The 411-nt window shown below is 58.6% G+C and carries 1 protein-coding gene; it reads right to left on the reverse strand.

Going from position 1 to position 411, the window contains the following annotated elements:
- Positions 1 to 411: SLC13 family permease (locus E4T88_RS17605; RefSeq protein WP_306461446.1), on the reverse strand; the 411-nt coding region annotated here is incomplete at both ends.

Genomic DNA, 411 nt, shown 5'->3' on the forward strand with positions numbered 1-411 from the left:
GGCTCATACCGATACGCTGGTACAGCGGCAGCATGGCAGCCACGCAGATCATGTAGGTGGTTGCACCGTCACCGTCAAGGGAGACGACCAGGGCCAGCACCGCGGTGCCGACCGACACTTTCAGCGGGTCGCCCTTGACCATCTTGAGGATCTTGCGCACGGCCGGGTCGAACAGGCCGGAGTCGATCATCAGCGCAAAGTAGAGGATGGCGAACATCAGCATCACGCCGGTCGGCGCAAGCTTGGTGATACCCGCCAGCATCATCGGGCCGATTTCCGGTGCAAAGCCACCAAACAGGGCGAACAGGATCGGCACAATGATCAAAGCAATCAGCGCAGAGAGGCGCTTGGTCATGATCAGGAACATGAACGTGATGACCATGGCAAAGCCAAGGAAAGTCAGCATAGGAA

This window comes from Dysgonomonas mossii (assembly GCF_004569505.1).
GTDB lineage: Bacteria > Bacteroidota > Bacteroidia > Bacteroidales > Dysgonomonadaceae > Dysgonomonas.